Consider the following 15297-nt stretch of genomic DNA (forward strand, 5'->3'; position numbering starts at 1 on the left):
GTCCGGCTGCGGTGCCGCACCGATCACCTTGCATGCGCGTACCCGGCGGGCCCGGTCAGGGCGTGACGATGGAGAAGTTCCGGTCGGGAGTGTCCAGCAATTCCTTCAACTGTGCAAATACCCCGGGGTTTCCGGTAACGCCGATACTCCCGGACTGCACCGCCTCACCGACGTCCCGGCCCGCCGGCAGCACCTCGAGCAGCATTGCCCTGGTGAGAGCGAACGAGGCGTCGGGCGCGGGTCTGCGGTGCCCGGCCGGCAGATCGTAGTGAACGAGGACACCGTGGCGCAGTTCCATCCGATGCATGCGCTGTTCGTCGCTGATCAGCCAATCCACGATCATCCGCCGATCCCCGGCCGCGGGGCCGTCGAGACGCACGGCGAGCGCGTCGAAGACCATGTCGACGGTGAGGGCCGTGCGCAGTCCCGCGTTGTCCGAGGTGGTCGGCGTGTAGGCCGGACCGGCGCCCGTACGGCGACGCACCGGCGCCGACTCTGCCCCCACGGCGGCCCGGCGGCCGGCTCAACAGCCCGCGCGGCCCAGCAGGCCCCGCGCAGCGGCACTGCCGTCCAGCAGCCGCGCGGTGCGGCGCCGAATCAGCCATGTGCCGTCGGTGCGGACGAGTTCGAAGCGGTTGGCGGTGACCCGCCACACCCGGAACGAATCGGCATCGGCGTCGCGGCGCAGCAGCAGCGAATGGCAGGTCGCCACCGCGGTGTCGCCGTCGACCCGGATGTGTACGGGATCGAGCAGGTGCCCGCAGCCTTCGTGGAGGTAGTCCTGATGCGGCGCGGTGCGCACCATCTCGGTGATCGCGTCGCGCCCTTCCATCACGCGGATGTCGATGTCGTACACGGCGTCCTCGGTCCACAACCGGCCGACGGCGTCGGCGTCACCGGCGTCGACGGCGGGGCCGTAGGCGGTGAGCACCTCGTGGACAGCGGCTTTGTCCTCGAGGGCCTGCACCCGGTTGAGCAGAGTGGCCACCAGATCTGCGGTGTCGGTCATATCGATACTCTCCGAAGCCTCCGGGCACCTGTGCGGGCGGCCCGGCCTCCTGTTCTACCGGCATCGTCAGCGGCGAACCTCGAGCCTTCCGCTCCCCCGGTCCGATGCTCGCGTCGACGACGTGCAGGGATTGTTCGACAACCCATCGCATCACCGCCGGCAGGGTCGCGGTATCCGGGGGTAATTCCGGCTCGGCGATCGAACTCAACGAAGAGGTGAGCATATCGCCGCGATTGCTGTATCGGCGGTAGATCGTCGTCTTCGCCATCCCCGACAGCGCGGCGACCGCCTCGACGGTGACTGCTTTCGGCTCCTTGGCGCGCAGCAGTTCCAACGTCGCGGCGGTGATCCGCTCGTCACGGGGTGCCGGCGCCTCGGCCATCGTGTCTCCCTTGCCTCCGGGGAAATATCGCGGCCCGTCGCGTGGATGAGCACAGTCCGCGGAGCCGTGCACGGAGTCCCGATATCCGGGCCGGTCGTGTCGAACTCCCTGTGGGAGGGACCGTCGCTGTGGATGTCGGACCCTGGTGCCAGACTCGGGGACGTGCGGTGGGCGGTGGCGGAGTCGGGTGACGGGGGCGTATACCTGTGTCCACTCGATCCGGCCGGCCGGCCCGCCGCCGCGGTGGTCCACGAGCCTTCGCTCGCCGAGGCGGTGCGGTCACGCCCCGACGTCGAGCGGTGGGTGTGGCGGTCCACCGCCGAGATCCATCGATCCCTGTCGGCGGCCGGTGTGCGGGTCGAGCGCTGCTACGACGTGGAGGCCGCGGAGGCGCTGCTGATCGGGTACGAGGAGGGACAGTCGGGTCAGCCCCGTTCGCTGGCGGCCGCGTGGGCTCGGCTGCACAACCTGCCCGTTCCGCCGGACGCCCCGGCGCGCGCCGCCGAGAGCCAGCCGTCGTTGTTCGAGTCGGGCCCGGTACCGCTGCCGTCCGGCACCGACGAATTCACCGCCCTGGTGGAGGTCTACGCGGGTCAGCTCGCCCGGACCGCGGCCACCGAGCATCCCGAGCGCATGCGGTTGCTGCTCGCCGCCGAATCGGCGGGCATGCTGGTCGCCGCGGAGATGTCGCGGTCGGGCATCCCGTGGCGCGCGGACGTGCACCGCGAGTTGCTGGACACGATGCTCGGGGAGCGCTTTCCGGGTGGCGCGGAACCACGCCGGCTGGCGGAGCTGGCCGAGGAAGTGTCGCGGGCATTCGGGGAGGGAGTGCGGGTCCGTCCGGACCTGCCCAACGACATCATCAGGGCATTCTCCCGCGCCGGAATCCTGTTGTCCTCCACGCGTAAATGGGAAATCCAGCGCATCGACCATCCCGCGGTGGCGCCCCTGCTGGCCTATAAATCGCTGTACCGCCTGTATACCGCCCACGGCTGGTCCTGGCTCGAACAGTGGGTACACGGCGGCCGATTCCGTCCCGAATACCTGCCCGGTGGCACGGTGACCGGCCGGTGGACCACCAACGGTGGTGGCGCCTTGCAGATCCCGAAAGTGATCCGCCGGGCGATCCGTGCCGACCCGGGGTGGACCCTGGTCGTGGCCGACGCCGACCAGATGGAGCCGCGGATACTCGCCGCCGTCTCGCGCGATCCGGGGTTGATGGAGGTGGCCGGCCGGGGTGCGGATCTGTACGCGGATCTGGCCGCCCGGGGCTTCGGTGGCGACCGCGCGCAAGCCAAACTCGCCCTGCTGGGCGCCATCTACGGCCAGACCTCCGGCGACGCCCTGACCCACCTGGCCGATCTGCGTCGGCGATATCCGGCCGCGGTGGCCTATGTCGACGACGCGGCGCGGGCCGGTGAGGAGGGTCGTCTGGTCCGCACCTGGCTGGGGCGGACGTGCCCACCGGTATCGGTCGTGCCACCGGACCAGGAGGAACTGTCCCGGGAGAATCCGGGCGAATACCGCAGTACCTCGGCGGTGCGCGCCCGGGGCCGCTTCACACGTAACTTCGTCGTGCAGGGCAGCGGCGCCGATTGGGCCCTCTTGGTCCTGGCGGGTCTGCGTCATGCGATATCTCGTGCCGGGCTCCGCGCCGAGCTGGTGTTCTTCCAGCACGACGAGGTGATCGTGCACTGTCCGGCGGAGGAGGCGACGCAGGTCGCCGAAATGATCACCACCGCGGCCGATACCGCGGGCCGGCTGGCTTTCGGGCCGACCCCGGTGCGGTTCCCCTTCACCACGGCGGTGGTGGAGTGCTACGGAGACGCGAAGTAGGCCTCCGCCTCGTCGACGATGCCGAGCGGCAAATCCGTCAGCGGCCGGGAGGCCTTGGGCGTCGCGGCGTGGCTAGTCGAGAATGCGCCGGGCGACGTTGGTGGTGACCAGGTCGAGCAACTCGTCGGCGCGGCCGGCGAGGATGGTGCGGATGGCATAGATGGTGAACCCTTTGGCCTGTTCTGCCGAGATGGCCGGTGGAATCGTCAGTTCCTGCCGTGCCACGACGACGTCGATCAGTGCGGGTCCCTCGTGTGCGAGCGCCTCCGCGATGGCGGGTTCCAGGTCGGCGGGCTGTTCCACGCGGCGCCCCCAGATCCCCATGGCCCGGGCGGCGGCGCCGAAGTCGGGGTTCGACAGGTCGGTGCCGAAGTTCACCACCCCGGCCGCCTTCATCTCCAATTCCACGAAGTTCAGCGACGAGTTGTTGAACACGATCACCTTGACCGGTAGGTCGTTCTGCGGCAGCGTGATCAGCTCGCCGAACAGCATCGTCAATCCGCCGTCTCCGGCCAGGGCGATCACCTGGCGTCCCCGGTGGGCCGTCTGCGCACCGATGGCGTGCGGCAGGGCGCAGGCCATCGTGCCGTGGGTGAACGAGCCGGTGAGCCGTCGCCGGCCGTTCATGGTCAGATAGCGGGCCGCCCAGATCGTCGGCGATCCGACGTCGAAGGTGAACACCGCGTCGTCGGCGGCCAGTCGATTCACCACTCCGGCGACGTATTCCGGCCGGATGGGCGTGCGGTCGCGGTCGTTGACCGCCAGCGCGTCCAGCGATTCCCGGGTGCGCCGATAATGCCGCAGCGATCGGTCCAGATGCGTTCGGTCGGTCTTCTGCTTCAGCAAGGGCGACAGCGCGTCGATCGTGTCCCGCACGCTGCCGACCATGCCCAGGTCGACCGGGGTGCGGCGGCCGAGGTGGCGACCGCGGATGTCGACCTGGATGATCGCGGCGTCCTCGGGATAGAACTGCGTGTACGGGAAGTCGGTGCCCAGCATCAGCAGCACATCGGCTTCTTTGATCGCCTTGTATCCCGAGGCGTACCCGAGCAGTCCGGTCATCCCCACGTCGTACGGGTTGTCGTACTCCAGGTGTTCCTTGCCGCGGAACGCGTGCACGATCGGCGAGTTCAGCGTATCGGCCAACGCCATGACCTGGGCGTGCGCACCGGCGGTACCGGCGCCGCCGAGAATCGTCACCCGCGACCCGGCATTCAGGATGTCCGCGGCGCGGCGCAGGGTGGGGTCGTCCGGCCGCAGCACCGACCGCGCCGGCACCACCGGCCGGCTGCTCCACCGGTCGCCGGACAGGCGGCTCTGGAAGACCTCTCCGGGAATCACGACGACGGCGACACCGTTCTCCTCGACCGCCGCCCGCATCGCCATCTCCACGACACGCGGCGCCGACCGCGGGCTGCTGATGAGCTCGCAGTACACACTGCACTCGCGGAACAACTCCTCGGGATGGGTTTCCTGGAAGTATCAGGATCCGATCTCGCCGATCGGGATGTGCGCGGCCACGGCCAGCACCGGTACCCGCGTGCGCTGGGCGTCGTAGAGTCCGTTGATCAGATGAAGGTTGCCCGGCCCGCAACTTCCGGCACACACGGCGAGCCGGCCCGTCAGCGCCGCCTCCGCGGTCGCCGCGAACGCGGCGGCCTCTTCGTGCCGCACGTGCTCCCAGGTGATGCCGTCGGATCGCCGTATCGCGTCGGTGAACCCGTTCAGACTGTCTCCGGGCAACCCGTAGACCCGGCGAACGCCGCTGACCTGCAATGCCGTGATCATATGCTGAGCGACAGTCGCCATGGCCCGACCCTACGCGGTGATTGCCGGGATGTAGCCGGACATGCGGAGCGGGTAGGTGGATGGGCTCTCTCGGATGCTGTCGTCGAAACGCCCGGCTCTCGCTCGCTCGGAGATCGAGGCCTGCTGTCCCCGCGACGAGAACCGCCGCGCCGATCGGTGCCGGCGCGGCGGTCGAGCGGGTGATCAGGCGGGCTGCAGCGGGCCGACCGTCCGCCGCATGCCCACGACCGGCATGCCCGGATCACGGTCAGGGCAGAACCTGCGGGATCACGTCGGGGCGGAAATAGCCGACGAGGGCGCCGATCGCGGAGCCGAGGAGGGAGCCGGCCCCGGACCCGGTGGCCGACCCGACGGCGGAACCGACCGAGCCCCCGGCGGACGAGCCGTTCAGCACCGGATCGGGAATCAGCGCGTGTGGGTTGGTAGCGATGTCCTCACTCTTCTGCAGCGGAATGCCGGCCACGGGTGTGGCTCGGGTAGTGACTTCAGCGGCCGACGGACCCGCGAGGACAATCGTCGCGGCCATGGGTAGTGCACCGAAGGCCACCATGCCTGTTGCCTTGACCAGGCTGTTTCCCATCATTTTCTGCTCACCTCTCCGGCCCTCGGAACAGGCGAGGGCGTGGTACATGGGCCGGAGGCACTCCGGTCGCCTGAATCATAGGCAGCTCGGCGCGGGATCCGAAGCAGTAATGTGATCAATAATAATGCGCTGCAGTGGAATTCGTGATCGGTCGTGGTTCGATCGCTTCCTCCGGCCGATACGGTGCTCCGCTCCGCCTGAACGGCGTCTGGGCTCCTGTGTGGCTCGCCCGGCCCGGATAAGCCCGGCAAGCACTCCCGGCGTCGGCCTTCGATGCCCGACGACCTGTCCGCCAAGGGCTGACGAGCCGCCGGATCAGCCTCTCGCCGCGACTCCGCCCCGCCCTGGCCGACTCGGCGGGGCGAGCGATCGCGAGGTTATCCGCTCAGTGCCGCGAGTAAGCGCCGCAGTGCCGGCACGGCGTATTCCACCGCTCGCCGATCCGTCGGGGGCAGTCCGGCCAGCGCTTCGCGCAGCATCGCCGCACTCGCGCGGTCGTACCGATCCAATAGCACGCGCGCCCGTGGCGATGCGACGAGCATCGCCCCACGGCCGTCCCCCGGCGTCGGCAACCGATCGACGAGTTTTTCCGCGATCATCGCCCGCAGCAGATTACTGATGGTGGACTGCGCCACGTTCAGTTCGGCGGCCGCCCGGCTCGGCGGCAGCCCGCCCGTCGCGACAAGGAGCCGGAGCAACTCGATCTGCGCCTCCGGAAGGTCCGGCAATCCCTCGGCCGCCCGCGTACGACGCAGGACCGCCCGGCGCAACGGCCCGAGCAGAGAACTGAGCTCGGCCTCCACCGGCACTTGCGATGTCGGATCGGTTCTCGGGGCCGGGGTTTCCACACCCACATTCTGCCCTCGTTCCCGGCGACGTCCATTTGCGGGATGGCGGGCTATCGTAGCGACGTTGTTCCTGACAATTGCTACTTGTGTAGCAAAAGTGTGTCTGTGAAAGCCATGCGGCGCAGGGTGAATCGACTACGCACCCGAACGGGCGACCACTTCGACGAAAACGTTGCGCCCGGTAGTCGCGCCGGCCTACAGTGCTTTTGCTGCAAAATTAAATGGAGGCCGGGAGTCACACATGCCGATCCGCACCGCCCTTCGCGCACGAGCGCGGTGGTTGTCATCGATACTGCTCAGCGCTGTGGCGGGTGCGGCGGCGGCCATGGCGCCGGTGGCGCACGCCGCACCGGACGCGAGCTCGCAGCCGGTGGTGAGCGTTACGGGCGGGGAGATCCGCGGTGTGCGAGCTGACGGGGTCGTTCGATATCTCGGTGTACCGTTCGCGCAGGCCGGCCGGTTCGCGCCGCCGCGGCCCGCACCGCCCTGGCCGGGTGTCCGTCCAGCGGTTGCCCACGGCCCGCAATGTCCACAGTCGTCTCCCGTGCCCGGGGTGGCGTTACAGCCGTCGAGCGAAGACTGTCTCAGCATCGACCTCTACGTCCCCGAACACCCCGCCTCTCCCACGCTGCCGGTGATGGTCTGGCTCTACGGCGGCGCATTCGTCCTCGGATCCAATGCCCAATACGATTCCCCCGCCCGACTCGTCCGCGACGGGCAGGTCATCGTCGCTGTCCCGAACTATCGTGTGGGACCGTTCGGCTTCCTGGCGCTGCCCGAACTGGCCGCCGAAAACGGCGGCGCGACCGGCACCTACGGGACTCTCGACCAGCAGGCCGCCCTGCGCTGGATCCATGACAACGCCGCAGCCTTCGGGGGAGATCCCGGCAACGTCACCCTGTTCGGCGAATCCGCCGGAGGCATGAGCGTATGCACCCAGCTCGCCTCCCCCTCGGCCCGCGGCCTCTACGCCAAAGCCATAGTCCAAAGCGGTTCCTGCGCGCGGAGTCCGCTCGCCCCGCCTACCACGCAGGTTGCCTACCAGCGATCCGCCGACTACGCGTCCGGCCTGGGCTGTGCCGACCCCGCTACCCGGTCGGCCTGCCTGCGGGCATTGCCCGTCGATCGGCTACTCGACTCTCCGACGACGAAACTGAATACCATGGCCGTCACCTGGGCCCCTGTACGCGACGGGATCGTGGTGACCGACACGCCCGAGAACGCCCTGTCCGGCGGTGCGGTGCGGGGCATCCCGCTGATCGTGGGCAGCAACGCCGACGAGGGTGCGACTTTCCTCGCACTCCTCGACTATGCACGCGGGACCGTACCCACCGTCACCGAGTACACGCACTGGGCACGAGAACTGTTCGGCGACAATGCCGGTCGCTTGCTCCAGCGCTATCCCGCCTCCGCCTACCCCACAGCCGCAACTGCCAAGGAGCGCGTCCTCACCGACGGATTCTTCGCCTGCCCGGCGCAATTCACGGCCGAAGCCGCCCGCCGCGGTGGCGCACATGTGTGGCGATACCAGTTCAACGACGCACCTCTACCCCCCAATCCAGTGCTGCCGGGCGCGTTCCACGGTGCCGAAGTCCCCTACGTGTTCTCCGCGCTCATGGGCCTACCCATCCCGTTGTCATCTGCTGCCGACCGGCTCTCGAAGAACATTCAGGACAGCTGGGCTCGATTCGCCCACACCGGTGATCCCGAGACACCGGCCTTCACCCCATGGTCCAACGCCGGCGCCGACACCACCCTCGAACTCGGCACCGACCACGTCGGGCCGGCCGGCACCTTCGCGGCACAGCACCACTGTGACCTGTGGGCCGGTATCGACCACATCGGCTAGCTGTACTCGGCCGTCAGGTTGGTGACAGTCGGGTGATGGGGGAGCGTGGGCCCTCGTCGGATACCGCCTTGGTGGCCACTCCCATGATCAGCGGCCGAACAATCGGGGGCATGCGCCGCCACGATGCTTCCCGCACGTCTGCGAGCTCCAGCCCGCGCGCCCGGATCAGCTCGAGGGTCGCACGATTGCAATGGCAGCCCTCCGCGAACCGGCGCCACGGGCCGGCGAGTCGGTCTTGCCACCGGGCGAGCCGCGGCGATTCGGCACGCACGTGTTCGAGGAACAGCAGCTGTCCCCGGGGGCCCAACACGCGCTCGATCTCCCGTAGCACCGGATCGGGGTCCGCCACAGTGCACAACACGAGCGTCGAGACGACGGTGTCCACGGTTTCATCCGCGAAAGGCAGCCGTTCCGCCGAGGCATCGACGACGCGTGCCCGGTCTCCACCGCGGCCCAGCCTTCGCGCCAACCGGGTACGCATCGCGGCTTCCGGTTCGGTCAGGGTCAGCTCGTCGAGGCCGTCGGGGTAGTACCGCAGGTTGAGACCGGTACCGCTGCCGAGTTCGACGGTTCGCCCCCTCGCGTGGCGGAGTAGATCGCGCCGACGATCGGCCATACCCGACCTCTCGCCCCACCAGAGCAACGGGTCGTAGAGCGCCGCGAACACTCGTGCCCACAGGCCCGAGCCCTCCACCGCTGCCGCCGATCCGGCGCCGCTGCTCACAGGTTCGACCGTACGCCCGGGGCCGTCGCTGCGCACGCGAATGCCGGTAGAGGTCCGAAGTGTCCAGCAGGCCGACCAGGGGAACCGCCTTGACCGGAGGGTCTTTTCAACTGTAGATACGTAGATATGCGAATTAACTAATGTTCTGCGAGGGAGAACGGAAGAGCCGGAGATCCAAGCCTCCGGTTCACGCAACAACGCAGGGGTGGACCGGATTAATACGTAACGGGTGAGGCGTCGAGTGGCGGGTCGGACTTGGGTGGGATCCGATCACTTTTCGGGAGGCGGGATATGGCGACCTACAGGACAGAAACCGGTGGCTCTCCGGTGAAGCAGGGCGTGGCGGCGGTGACCTCGATCGCGGCCGCGGTCCTGTTGCTCGCAGTGGGTGTGCTGTCGATTCTGGCGGGTATTTCGGCGATCGCGGGCGACGAGCTGTTCGTGACCGGACCGAACTACATTCTCCAGTTCGACACGACCACCTGGGGCTGGATCCACCTGGTGCTGGGCATCCTGCTGGTGATCGCGGCGGTCGCCCTGATGTCCGGCGCGCTGTGGGCGCGGATCACGGCGGTGGTGCTGGCCGGGCTGTCGATCATCGCGAACTTCCTGTGGATCCCGTACTACCCGTGGTGGTCGATCGTGGTCATCGCGATCGATCTGGTGGTCATCTGGGCGGTATCCACCTGGCGGCCGGAACAGATGTAGGACGAGCCGGTACGGCTCTCATCAGCGCCACGCCGGAGGTGGGTCGGGTCCGGCTCCGTTCTTGCGGCAATGGCACTCGTCGATGCGGGCCGAGTATCCCGAACCGGTCAGCGCCCACTTGCCCGGCGCCGGCGTGCTCGGCCGGCCGAGCCGGGCATTGAGCCCATGGACCCGGTGACATTCTTCTCTGATCTGTGACGCCCATAGGCGGGAGCATGGAAGGAGGGCCGACCCGGAAAGCTCCTGGGACCGGCAGTGGCGTTCTTTCGTACGCGCAACGGTCGACGAACTGGAGAAATTGCTCCTCACCCGGCCTGACCACCGAGAGCACGCGAAAGGAAGCCGACACATGGAAATCGGTCTGTCCACTACTCTGCACACCAGCTTCGAAGACGCTGTCCAGCGCACCCGTGCCGCCCTCGCCGAGCAAGGCTTCGGGGTGCTCACCGAAATCGATATGCGCGCCACACTCGAGGCCAAACTGGGCGAGAAGATAGAGGATTACCTGATTCTCGGCGCATGCAATCCGCCGCTGGCCCACCGAGCCGTCGGCGTCGACCGCCGGATCGGCCTGTTGCTGCCCTGCAATGTGGTGGTGCGCCGCGACCTCGATTCCGATACCGCCATTGTCGTCGAGGCGATGAATCCGCAGGTCATGGTTCAGGTGACCGAGGAGCAAGCGCTGGAACCGGTAGCCGAAGAGGCTACCGTGAAACTGCGGGCGGCCCTCGAATCGCTGGACTCCGGCGAGAACTGATCGATGCGGATTGCCCACCGCGGCGCAGGCGACCCTCGGGCGGTCCTCGACGGCCGTCTCGATCCGATGCCCGGCATCGGAAACGTATCGGCCTCGACGACGTCCCCGAAGCCTTCGACCAATTGCGTAGAGGCCAGGGGCCGCCACGTATCGTTGTGCACCCCTGAAGACCAGGGCCCCACGCTCGGCCACTCCTGTGGCCCCGGACTCGCACCGCCCAGTTCGGCGCGGCAGCCTCAACGTCCATCGGCATTCGAACGCTGCGCGGGTACGAGTGCGGCAGTCAGTGGCCCGGGTGGTCGATGGTCGCGCGGACAAGACCCTGGGGTTCAATCGGTCAACGCATCACCACGTGGATGATCATGTCGGCGAGGCTGTGGCCGGCGCAGGCGCAACCGGTATCGGGGCCTCGTACCTTATGTGCCGGGCTCGACGGATTCGTAGGGTCAGGGCAGTGGCGCGCTCCAGCGCAGGACGGTGCCGCCGGTCGGTTTGCGGCTCACCGCGCAGTGCCCGCCGGCCCGCTCCGCGCGGACCCGGAGGTTGGCCAGCCCGCTACACCGCCGATTGTCGGGCGACAGCCCGACGCCGTCGTCCGCCACCTCGAGGGTCACCTCGTCGCCCACGCGCAGCTCGACCGACAGTGTGGTGGCCCGGGCATGCCGCACCACATTGCTGACCGCCTCGCGCAGAACCGCCTCGATATCGTCGGAGAGAGGCGGGGCGAGGACGGTGACCGGCCCGCTGAGCCGGATCGTCGTGCGCAGTTCGGTCTCGGCGGTCAGCTCGGTGACGATACCGTGCAAGTGCCGACGGTAGCCGGCCGATTCGGTCGTCGTGGTGCTGTGCAGATCGAAGATCGAGTGCCGGATCTCCTGCATGATCGATTGCAGGTCGTCGATGGTTTCGCCCAGTCGTGCCCGCACGTCGTCGCTGCGGGCGCGCTGCAGGGTGCCCTGGAGACCGAGACCCAGGGCGAAAAGCCGCTGGATGACGTGGTCGTGCAGGTCGCGGGCGATCCGGTCGCGGTCGGCGACCACATCCAGTTCCCGCATCCGGCGCTGTGTCTCCGCCAGCCGCAGCGCCAGGGCGGCCTGATTGGCGATCACCGCCATCATGGCCCGGACGGCGGGATCGAAGGTATTGCCGCCGGGAGGCTGGACGGTGGCGAGGACACCGATGATGGTGTCCTCGGCGCGCAACGGGAGCACGAGTGCCGGGCCGAAATCGCTGGAGATGCCCGGTAATACATCGGCGGCCGGCTGCTCCACGGCGATCGTCTGCCCGTGCCGGAACGCCCTGCTCGATTGCGAACCGTGCAGGGGCAGCCGTTGCCCGCGTAATCGGCGGGCCTGCGCACCGGATACCGCGGCAATGGTCAGTTCGCGCACCTCGTAACCGGGGATATCGGGATCATCGGGCAGCGCCACGAATGTGCACGCGGCGCCGGTGAGGGTGCGGGCCCGCTCGGTGACCAGGTCGAGAATGTCCTCGGGTTCGCCGCTCGCCAGTAGTTCGGTGGCCACATCGCGGATGGCTTCCAGCCAGTGCTGGCGCCGCCGGGACTGTTCGTAGAGGCGGGCGTTCTCGATGGCGATCCCGGCCGCCGCCGCCAGGGCCTGCACCACGACCTCGTCGTCCTCGGTGAACTCCTCGGCCCCGATCTTCTCGGTGAGGTAGAGGTTGCCGAACACCTCGTCGCGCACTTTGACCGGTACCCCGAGAAAACTGTGCATGGGCGGGTGGTGGGCCGGGAAACCGACCGACGCCGGGTGCTCGGACATATTGGTGAGCCGGATGGGTTCGGGTTGCTGGATGAGCACCCCCAGTACCCCGTGACCGCGGGGCAGGTCGCCGATCCGGTGCCGGGCGGCATCGTCGATACCCTCGTAGACGAATTCGGCCAACTGGTCGCCGGTCGAATCGGTGCCGCGGACACCGAGAGCGCCGTACCCGGCGTCGACCAGTTCGATGGCCGTGTGCACGATCGACCGGAGGGTCTCGTCCAGATCCAGGCCCGCGGTGATGGACAGCATCGCCTCCATCAGCCGGTCCATCCGGTCACGCACATCGACGATCTGGGCGATACGGTCCTGCACTTCTTCCAGCAGTTCGTGCAGCCGCAGGTGGGACAGCGTTTCGGTCACCGGCGGCCGATCACTCGTCGCGGGCACCTGGCGTTCCATACGCGGCATTCTTCCACCGGCCTGTCGTCCGACGCCAGCGTCGGGCCTGGTCACGGTCGGTTCACGGGTCACCTGCGGTCGGGTGGGATCATCTTGGTGGCGAGAACCGCGGCCTGGGTCCGGCGTTCGACACCCAGTTTGGTGAGCAACCGCGAGACGTAGTTCTTGACGGTCTTCTCGGCCAGGAACATGCGACCGGCGATCTGCCGGTTGGTGAGCCCCTCGCCCAGCAGCGCGAGCAGGGTGCGTTCCTGTTCGGTCAGTCCGGCGAGCGGACCCGTCGCGGTTTCGGCCTCGGCCCGGAATTTCGCCATCAGCGCCGCCGCTGCCCGGTTGTCCAGCAGGGATTTGCCGGCCGCCACCTCGCGAATGGCGCGCACGAGTTCGAGGCTGGTGATGTCCTTGACGACGTAGCCGCCGGCGCCGGCCAGGATGGCGTCGAGCATGGCCTGATCGTCGGTGAAGGACGTGAGCATCAGACACCGGAGCCCCGTATTCGCCGAGAGCAGTTCCCGGCACAACTCGATGCCGTTGCCATCCGGTAGGCGGACGTCGAGGACGGCGATATCGGGCCGCAGTGCCGGGATCCGGGCCAGCGCCTGGGAGACATCGGCCGCCTCGCCGACGACCTCCAGGTCGGTCTCCGCCTCGATCAGGTCGGCGACCCCGCGCCGTACTATCTCATGGTCGTCGACCAGGAACACCCTGACCATGGTCTCGCCTCTCTCGGGGATGAGTTGTTCTCAGCGTACGGAGTTCAGCGCCCGCGGGGCGGCGGCATGGGCCTCGCATTCGACGACGAACGGCACTTGACCGGCCGATCGTTCTGTGCAGGTGCTCGGCCGCGCCGGCGCCGGACTCGCTTCCTTCTCTCGCTGCACACAACGATCCCTGGCGGGATATGGGCCGCCCCGGTGTCCCCAGAGGCGCTCGGCTCCCGTCCCGGAGACATTCGGCCCCGTCCGAAGGCATGGGTTTCCGTGGCGCGGCGGCGGGGAAGTGCTGTTCGGATCTGCCGGTGTACCCGCCGCGGTGCGCCGGAAGGTACTTGGTGAGCGGTGGCAGAGGGCATTCGGCCCTGTCTCTTTCCTTGTCGTGGTGGTGATCTGAGGGGAAATGCCGACAGAGGAAGCGGGAAAACGAGGTGCCAGGTCCCGAACTGTCCCCGGGCCGCGGCGGAACTCCGCGGCGAACCGTGCCGCTGGAGCGCGCCGAAGCCCTGCGCCTGCTCGCGGCCGCGCCGTTCGGGCGCATTGTGTTCACCGCCGACGCGCTGCCCGCGGTGCGGCCGGTGAATCATCTCATCGGCGACGGCGGGGAGGTGATCGTGCGGACCCAGCCGTTCGCCGGGCTGGCCCGGGCAGCGTTCGGCCGCCCGGCCATCGTCGCCTATCACGCCGACGAGATCGACCCGGTGCGGCGGACCGGCTGGTCGGTGCTGGTCACCGGGCCGGCGCGGCTGGTCACCGCCGCTGAACTCGCCGCGGAGTACGCGCGGCGGCTCGGCCCCTGGGGAGATCCGCACGGCGGCGTCGTCATCGGTATCGAACCCACTCTGGTCACCGGGACGAGGTTGATCGAGGAGGTCCCGGTGTGAACCCGGTGACCATGCGGGCGTGGCGGGTGGACGTGCCCAGGGGTATCGACCGGAAACCGATCATCGCGCGACGGGAGCCGCTCCCGCGACCGGGTCCGGGCGAGCTGCTCGCCCGGGTACTGGCCTGCGGTGTGTGCCGTACGGATCTGCACGTGGTGGAAGGTGATCTGCCCGTGCACCGGCCGCATGTCGTACCGGGTCACGAGGTCGTCGCCGAGGTCGTCGCCACCGCGGAACGGGATGACTTCACAGTGGGGGATCGCGTCGGGATCCCGTGGTTGCGGCACACCTGCGGTGTGTGCGGCTTCTGCCGGAAAGGCGCGGAGAACCTGTGCCCGGACTCGCGGTACACCGGATGGGACGCGGACGGCGGGTATGCCGAATATGTCACCGTCCCGGTAGATTTCGCATTGCCGCTGCCGGCCGGGTACGCGGACCGGGAGCTGGCGCCCCTGTTGTGCGCGGGCATCATCGGCTACCGGGCGCTCACCCGGGCCCTCGTGCCCGAGGGCGGGGTACTGGGTATCTACGGATTCGGCGGCAGCGCCCACCTGACCGCTCAGGTCGCTCTCGCCCGGGGCGCTCGCGTCCATGTCATGACCCGGGGCGCCCCGGCCCGTGAACTCGCGCTCGGTCTCGGTGTCGCGTCGGTACAGCACGCCGCGGATCCACCGCCGGAGCGCCTGGATTCGGCCATTCTGTTCGCACCGGTGGGCGAGCTGGTACCGCCGGCGCTGGAAGCCCTCGCAGCGGGCGGCACCTTGGCGGTGGCGGGAATCCATCTCACCGATATCCCCCCGCTCGACTATCGGCGCCATTTGTTCCGCGAACGGCAGATCCGCAGCGTTACGTCCAATACGCGCGCCGACGCCCGCGATTTTCTCGCCTTCGCGGCGCGCCATCGGCTGCGGGTGACGACCCATCCCTACCCACTGGAGCGGGCCGACCGGGCGCTGTCCGATCTGGCGCACGGTCGCTTCGACGGTGCTGCCGTGCTACTGCCCTGACT

The 15297-nt window shown here is 68.6% G+C and carries 14 protein-coding genes and 1 pseudogene; 6 read left to right on the forward strand and 9 right to left on the reverse strand.

The features are described from left to right. Nucleotides 1-55: 55 nt before the first annotated feature. From NF4_RS21200 to NF4_RS40065, 3 genes are read right to left on the reverse strand one after another with little or no spacing between them, the layout of a single operon-like run. Nucleotides 56-484, reverse strand: coding sequence for an alkyl sulfatase C-terminal domain-containing protein (locus NF4_RS21200; protein WP_063129103.1), 429 nt, complete (start codon nt 482-484; stop codon nt 56-58). A 39-nt stretch (nt 485-523) separates the two neighbouring features. Then, nucleotides 524-1009: a nuclear transport factor 2 family protein gene (locus tag NF4_RS21205; protein WP_063129104.1), complete on the reverse strand. Its 486-nt coding sequence runs from the start codon at nt 1007-1009 to the stop codon at nt 524-526. Further along, complete coding sequence (locus NF4_RS40065) at nt 894-1391, reverse strand: TetR/AcrR family transcriptional regulator (RefSeq protein WP_084533301.1); 498 nt, start codon at nt 1389-1391, stop codon at nt 894-896. The genes NF4_RS21205 and NF4_RS40065 overlap by 116 nt, the downstream gene beginning before the upstream one ends. Before the next feature lie 45 nt (nt 1392-1436). On the opposite strand from NF4_RS40065, the gene NF4_RS21210 reads away from it, so the two are divergent. Continuing rightward, nucleotides 1437-3227, forward strand: a complete 1791-nt coding sequence (locus tag NF4_RS21210; RefSeq protein WP_232330582.1) for a bifunctional 3'-5' exonuclease/DNA polymerase — start codon at nt 1437-1439, stop codon at nt 3225-3227. Between the two features lie 72 nt (nt 3228-3299). Here NF4_RS21210 and poxB read toward each other — a convergent pair. From poxB to NF4_RS21225, 3 genes and pseudogenes are all read right to left on the reverse strand, one after another. Continuing rightward, nucleotides 3300-5036 (reverse strand): annotated as a pseudogene (poxB, locus tag NF4_RS21215) (ubiquinone-dependent pyruvate dehydrogenase). Between the two features lie 247 nt (nt 5037-5283). Next, the gene (locus NF4_RS21220; protein WP_198165399.1) at nt 5284-5616 is read right to left on the reverse strand and encodes a glycine zipper domain-containing protein; all 333 of its coding nucleotides are present in this window, start codon (nt 5614-5616) and stop codon (nt 5284-5286) included. Between the two features lie 380 nt (nt 5617-5996). Then, nucleotides 5997-6467, reverse strand: a complete 471-nt coding sequence (locus NF4_RS21225) for a MarR family winged helix-turn-helix transcriptional regulator (protein WP_198165400.1) — start codon at nt 6465-6467, stop codon at nt 5997-5999. A 241-nt stretch (nt 6468-6708) separates the two neighbouring features. Between NF4_RS21225 and NF4_RS21230 the strand changes: the two genes are divergently transcribed. After that, nucleotides 6709-8316: a carboxylesterase/lipase family protein gene (locus tag NF4_RS21230; protein ID WP_084533303.1), complete on the forward strand. Its 1608-nt coding sequence runs from the start codon at nt 6709-6711 to the stop codon at nt 8314-8316. Between the two features lie 13 nt (nt 8317-8329). Here the strand turns inward: NF4_RS21230 and NF4_RS21235 are convergent, their stop codons facing one another. Next, nucleotides 8330-9040 carry a class I SAM-dependent methyltransferase gene (locus tag NF4_RS21235; protein WP_232330583.1) on the reverse strand — a complete coding sequence of 237 codons (711 nt, stop codon included), beginning with the start codon at nt 9038-9040 and terminating at the stop codon, nt 8330-8332. Between the two features lie 291 nt (nt 9041-9331). On the opposite strand from NF4_RS21235, the gene NF4_RS21240 reads away from it, so the two are divergent. Together NF4_RS21240 and NF4_RS21245 are read left to right on the forward strand one after the other, a co-directional pair. Next, complete coding sequence (locus NF4_RS21240; RefSeq protein WP_063129108.1) at nt 9332-9748, forward strand: DUF7144 family membrane protein; 417 nt, start codon at nt 9332-9334, stop codon at nt 9746-9748. 349 nt (nt 9749-10097) lie between these two features. Further along, nucleotides 10098-10505 carry a DUF302 domain-containing protein gene (locus NF4_RS21245; protein WP_063129109.1) on the forward strand — a complete coding sequence of 136 codons (408 nt, stop codon included), beginning with the start codon at nt 10098-10100 and terminating at the stop codon, nt 10503-10505. 446 nt (nt 10506-10951) lie between these two features. Here the strand turns inward: NF4_RS21245 and NF4_RS21250 are convergent, their stop codons facing one another. Beyond that, the gene (locus NF4_RS21250) at nt 10952-12691 is read right to left on the reverse strand and encodes a sensor histidine kinase (RefSeq protein WP_063129110.1); all 1740 of its coding nucleotides are present in this window, start codon (nt 12689-12691) and stop codon (nt 10952-10954) included. A 68-nt stretch (nt 12692-12759) separates the two neighbouring features. Then, complete coding sequence (locus tag NF4_RS21255; protein ID WP_063129111.1) at nt 12760-13404, reverse strand: response regulator; 645 nt, start codon at nt 13402-13404, stop codon at nt 12760-12762. 446 nt (nt 13405-13850) lie between these two features. Here NF4_RS21255 and NF4_RS21260 point away from each other — a divergent pair, with 446 nt between their 5' ends. Continuing rightward, nucleotides 13851-14288, forward strand: coding sequence for a pyridoxamine 5'-phosphate oxidase family protein (locus NF4_RS21260; protein ID WP_063129211.1), 438 nt, complete (start codon nt 13851-13853; stop codon nt 14286-14288). Between the two features lie 11 nt (nt 14289-14299). Beyond that, complete coding sequence (locus NF4_RS21265) at nt 14300-15295, forward strand: zinc-binding alcohol dehydrogenase family protein (protein WP_063129210.1); 996 nt, start codon at nt 14300-14302, stop codon at nt 15293-15295. Nucleotides 15296-15297 lie beyond the last annotated feature (2 nt).

This window comes from Nocardia fusca NBRC 14340, assembly GCF_001618425.1.
Lineage (GTDB): Bacteria > Actinomycetota > Actinomycetes > Mycobacteriales > Mycobacteriaceae > Nocardia > Nocardia fusca.

What these genes read in the sequence shown, in the direction of transcription:
- NF4_RS21210 (WP_232330582.1), top strand. Translation starts at nt 1,437, where the DNA reads ATGAGCACAGTCCGCGGAGCCGTGCACGGAGTCCCGATATCCGGGCCG.
- NF4_RS21205 (WP_063129104.1), bottom strand. Translation starts at nt 1,009, where the DNA reads ATGACCGACACCGCAGATCTGGTGGCCACTCTGCTCAACCGGGTGCAG.
- NF4_RS21230 (WP_084533303.1), top strand. Translation starts at nt 6,709, where the DNA reads ATGCCGATCCGCACCGCCCTTCGCGCACGAGCGCGGTGGTTGTCATCG.
- NF4_RS21265 (WP_063129210.1), top strand. Translation starts at nt 14,300, where the DNA reads ATGCGGGCGTGGCGGGTGGACGTGCCCAGGGGTATCGACCGGAAACCG.
- NF4_RS40065 (WP_084533301.1), bottom strand. Translation starts at nt 1,391, where the DNA reads ATGGCCGAGGCGCCGGCACCCCGTGACGAGCGGATCACCGCCGCGACG.
- NF4_RS21245 (WP_063129109.1), top strand. Translation starts at nt 10,098, where the DNA reads ATGGAAATCGGTCTGTCCACTACTCTGCACACCAGCTTCGAAGACGCT.
- NF4_RS21240 (WP_063129108.1), top strand. Translation starts at nt 9,332, where the DNA reads ATGGCGACCTACAGGACAGAAACCGGTGGCTCTCCGGTGAAGCAGGGC.
- NF4_RS21220 (WP_198165399.1), bottom strand. Translation starts at nt 5,616, where the DNA reads ATGGGAAACAGCCTGGTCAAGGCAACAGGCATGGTGGCCTTCGGTGCA.
- NF4_RS21255 (WP_063129111.1), bottom strand. Translation starts at nt 13,404, where the DNA reads ATGGTCAGGGTGTTCCTGGTCGACGACCATGAGATAGTACGGCGCGGG.
- NF4_RS21250 (WP_063129110.1), bottom strand. Translation starts at nt 12,691, where the DNA reads ATGGAACGCCAGGTGCCCGCGACGAGTGATCGGCCGCCGGTGACCGAA.